Origin of the sequence: Albidovulum sp. (genome assembly GCF_049646345.1) — a bacterium.
In the GTDB taxonomy this organism is placed as follows: Bacteria; Pseudomonadota; Alphaproteobacteria; order Rhodobacterales; family Rhodobacteraceae; genus Albidovulum.
The window spans coordinates 1-3,484 of the sequence record NZ_JBARVQ010000328.1 but is presented as its reverse complement, the minus strand read 5'-3'; the positions used below and the strand labels follow the sequence as shown (position 1 = coordinate 3,484).

The 3,484-nt window shown below is 63.7% G+C and carries 4 protein-coding genes; all 4 read right to left on the bottom strand.

Annotated elements, in window-relative coordinates; genetic code table 11:
* Window positions 1-438, bottom strand: a 438-nt coding sequence (locus WBB85_RS08275; protein ID WP_432638147.1) for an NTP transferase domain-containing protein, incomplete at its 3' end; no start/stop codon positions are given.
* A complete protein-coding gene (locus WBB85_RS08270) occupies window positions 414-1,433 on the bottom strand; it encodes an aminoglycoside phosphotransferase family protein (RefSeq protein WP_432638146.1) in 1,020 nt (339 codons plus the stop codon). The genes WBB85_RS08270 and WBB85_RS08275, both read right to left, overlap by 25 nt.
* Entirely contained in the window at window positions 1,430-1,945 is a 516-nt protein-coding gene (tsaE, locus tag WBB85_RS08265; protein WP_432638145.1) for a tRNA (adenosine(37)-N6)-threonylcarbamoyltransferase complex ATPase subunit type 1 TsaE, read from the bottom strand. The genes WBB85_RS08270 and tsaE overlap by 4 nt, the downstream gene beginning before the upstream one ends.
* A gap of 50 nt (window positions 1,946-1,995) precedes the next feature.
* The coding region (locus WBB85_RS08260) for a PAS-domain containing protein (RefSeq protein ID WP_432638144.1) at window positions 1,996-3,484 on the bottom strand (1,489 nt) is incomplete at its 5' end.

Here is a 3,484-nt window from a genome sequence, read left to right as displayed (position 1 = left end):
GACATGACCGGTCGCGGTGGCTTTCGGCACCAGCAGCAGCAGGCCGTCCATTTCTGCAGGGTTCCAGGCGGTGCGGAGCTCCGTCAGACCATTGGCACCGGTCCAGACCGCATCGGTGTTCAGCGTGAATACCGGGTCCGGCCCAAGGCTCGGCAGCGCCTGTTTCAGGCCGCCGCCGGTTTCCAGAACAGTGTCTGTTTCGTCGGAAAACGTGATTTCCTGCCGGTTGGCCAGATGCGCGCGGATCTGGTCCGGAAGATAGTGCAGGTTGACGACGACACGCCCGATCTGCGCCCCGCCCACAAGCGCCAGCGCATGGTCTATCAGCGCGCGCCCCGCCACCTCGATCAGTGGCTTGGGCCGGTCGGCGGTCAGGCCCCCCATGCGGGTTCCCAGACCGGCGGCAAAGAGCATCAGGGCGTCGGGTACTGGCCGCATTGATCCATCATCCTTTGCATGCGTTCTGGCACTGGCTCGGGTAAGCCCGCGCGCACTGCGTCATTGAGCGCTGCGAGGCCCGGATGTGCAAGGTTGCGCAGCAGATAACCCCAGACGCGGGGCATATAGCCCAGGTAATGCGGTTTGCCGAAATGCAGCGTCAGGCGGGCGAACACGCCAATGATGCGCAGGGCGCGCTGGGCGCCGAGCAGCGCATAGGCAAAGCCGAACGCCTCGGCACCGAGGCCGGTCGTTGTCAGATAGCGATCAACCATCGCGCGTTCGAGTGCCAGAGGGACGTCGCGCCGCGCATCCTGTAGCAGCGATACGAGGTCATAGGCCGGATGGGTCGCGACGGCGTCCTGAAAATCCAGCAGCCCAACCTGGGCGATGCCCGTCCGGTCCGGCAGCCAGATCAGGTTTTCGGCGTGAAAGTCGCGCAGGCCGGTGACGGGGCCCTGCCCGGCGATCCGGGCGCAGAGGTCGGACACAAGGCGCGGCAGGTTTCCCGCCTGATCATTGGGTGCCTCACCCACGCCCGGCAGATACCATTTCGGTGTAAGTTCCACCAGATCGGCAAGCGCCGGACCGTCCAGTGGCGCCACGAATTCGGCGGCGGGATAACGGTGCAGATCGATCAGAAAGTCCACTGCCGCGGTATAAAGGTCCTGTTCGGCCGCAGGATTGGCACTAATCAGCCGTGCGAAAAGATCTTCGCCAAGGTCTTCAAGCAGCAGGAAGCCCGATGCGCGATCCTCGGCCAGAATGTCGGGTGCGGAATAGCTCCGATCCCGCAGCCAGAATGCCATCCGGGAAAAGCGGCCGGTATCCTCCCCACGATCGGGCGGGGCGTCCATCAGGACAGCGCGTTCTGCGCCTTTGAAAAGGCGCTGATAGCGGCGGGCGGATGCGTCGCCCGCAAGCGGAGTGCGGACCGCCCCTGCCCAGCCAGAATGGGCCAGAAATCGGTCTTCCTGTTCCGCGCGCATGGTCATGCGCGGCCCTGACCGGACGCCGCCAGATCGGCGATCACCCGGTCCCAGCGAGCCGAATGTGCTGACAGGAGGGCAGTGCGCATCCCGACATCCTCCCCGGGGATGAGCCGCAGTATCAGCGCGTCGGCGGGTGCCGTGTCACCCAGACGGTCAGGCCATTCCACAAGGCAGATCGCCTGTTCGAACGCCTCGTCGAGGCCAAGCTCGAACACTTCGTCCGGCGTCGTCAGGCGATAAAGGTCGGCATGCCAGATCTCCACCGCCTCAAGCTCATAGACCTGGACGAGCGTATAGGTCGGCGATGGTACATCCTCGGACCGGCCTTCTTCGGCCAGCCGGTGCTGGATCAGGCTTCTGCAGAAATGTGACTTTCCGGCACCGATCGGACCTTCGATCAGAACCACGTCGCCCTGACGCAGATGCGGCGCGAGCCTCATGGCAAGACGCGCGGTCGCCTCCGCGCCCGTCAGGGTGATGCTGATCTGATGTTCAGGCGGCTTGGTGTCACTCATGCCCCGACTTTTAGCGCCCGGATGGCGGCCCGCAAGCTGAATGGCTGAAATCAGGCGCTTGCAGGTGCCCTTTTGCCCGCACCGCTGTTTCGGCCGGGGCGGCCCAGCGGTGGCGGGGCCGGTGATTTGTCAAACCCAACCAGCGTCGCGCCACCGGTCAGGGGGGCGATCCGGCACAGAAGCTGTTCGCCGGTGACCAGCGATACTTCCGCATCCCATTCCGCGCGCTCGTCCATGACCGATACGAAATCACGCACATCCCCCCAGACCGGCGAGGGTTCCGTTGCACCCTGCCAGAGCCGGATGGAATCGGTGATGGTGATCGTGCCAAGAGTGACGCCGGTTTCCACGCCCCAAAGCTGGTCATAGGCGTCATTTGACATGATCAGCTCTCCGGCCGGCGAAAACACCGCAATGGCTTCGCTCAGCGTGTTGACCACTGCCTGACCGAGCTCGATTTCCGACCGGAAATGCCGCGTCAGCGTAATTTCGGCGCTGATATCTTCGAACAGGAAGGCAACGGCCCCGTCGGGATGCGGTCGCCCGGTCACCCGATAAGTGTGGCCGGTGGGCAGGGTCCAGGTTTCCTCATAGTGACCTGACGCCGCCGCCTTTTCCAGTGCAGCCATCTCGGCCCGCCAGCTTCGGTAATCCTTCGGTTCGGGAATGACCCGCGCTTCACGCAGGCGGTCGAGGAAGGAAAAGAGAGTGGGCCGCGCCGACAGGAAATCCGCCCCGACCGAGGTAAGATCGACCAGCGCGGGATTGAACAGGGCAAGCTGGCGGTGGCTGTCAAAGATCGCGAGCCCAATCGGCAGTTGCGCGAAGGTCTTTGTCAGCGTCTGAATGAATTCCCGCAAGGCGGTTTCTGCCTTGACGGTCGCATCCGCGGGCAGGGCGAAGTTCAGGCTTTCGGTGCCAGTCGGATAGCTGTGGCATTCGTACCAGCGCTCCGGCGCGCCTTCGGTCTTCGGTAACATCTGCCTGCGCGATGCCGTACCGTCCAGGGTGCGGCCGCTGAACAGGACCGGGATCGGCCAGGTCATTTCGTCCCGATCGATATCCGTTTGCTTCGCGGCGCGGTCCAGATAAGCGCTGTTGGCCCAGACGACCACGCCTGCCTCGTCCTGACGCCAGATCAGTACCGGTGCCGCCTCCAGCGTTTCCCTGAGTGAGATGAGTTCCTCATCCTGGGCGCGGTGGCTTAATGCGTCGACCAGAATTGCCTGCCCTTCGGCGGCAAGATCGGTGATGGTTAGGCGCGCCCGTTCGCCCAGACATTCCGCCTTCAGACGGATATTGCGTCCATCCTTGCCCCATGCCTCGACAGAGCGGCGCGCGGGCAGCTCCGCCATCAGCTCTTCAAAATCGTGGATACGGGTGGAAAGATAGCCAGCAAGGCGGCTCCAATCGGAACCTGGTCCCGGGACATTGTCCAGCAGCGCCCGCGCCGAACCCGTCGCATCTATCAATTCGTGTCCGTCAAACAGGAAGATTGTCTGTTCCGGCGGTTCCGAAAAGCAGCTCACGGGCTGTTTT

Excerpts from the sequence above, each read along its gene's own strand:
- WBB85_RS08270 (WP_432638146.1), bottom strand. The coding sequence starts at position 1,433 with ATGACCATGCGCGCGGAACAGGAAGACCGATTTCTGGCCCATTCTGGC.
- tsaE (WP_432638145.1), bottom strand. The coding sequence starts at position 1,945 with ATGAGTGACACCAAGCCGCCTGAACATCAGATCAGCATCACCCTGACG.